This is a genomic window from Halomonas gemina (assembly GCF_023554995.1).
Taxonomy (GTDB): Bacteria; Pseudomonadota; Gammaproteobacteria; order Pseudomonadales; family Halomonadaceae; genus Halomonas; species Halomonas gemina.
Window position 1 is genome coordinate 1 of sequence record NZ_JAMJPK010000037.1, and the last position, 332, is coordinate 332.

Annotated in this window: 1 rRNA gene; it reads left to right on the forward strand. The window is 54.8% G+C overall.

The window, feature by feature from the left end:
- Positions 1 to 92: 92 nt before the first annotated feature.
- Positions 93 to 332 (forward strand): 23S ribosomal RNA (locus M8009_RS18950); the annotation flags it as partial.

A 332-nucleotide genomic window follows, 5' to 3' on the forward strand; every position in this document is an offset into this window, starting at 1 on the left:
GTTTCTTCCGAGAGGAAGAGACACGAGATACGTCTCAAGCGTATCCGGCAATTGTCGATCGTCATCGCGGACCAGACCTCTTGGGGTTATATGGTCAAGCGATGAAGCGCATACGGTGGATGCCTAGGCAGCCAGAGGCGATGAAAGACGTGGAAGCCTGCGATAAGGCTCGGCGAGGTGGCAAACAACCTGTGACCCGGGCATTTCTGAATGGGGAAACCCACCCACGGTAACGTGGGTATCCCACACTGAATCCATAGGTGTTGGGAGGCGAACCGGGGGAACTGAAACATCTCAGTACCCCGAGGAAAAGAAATCAACCGAGATTCCCC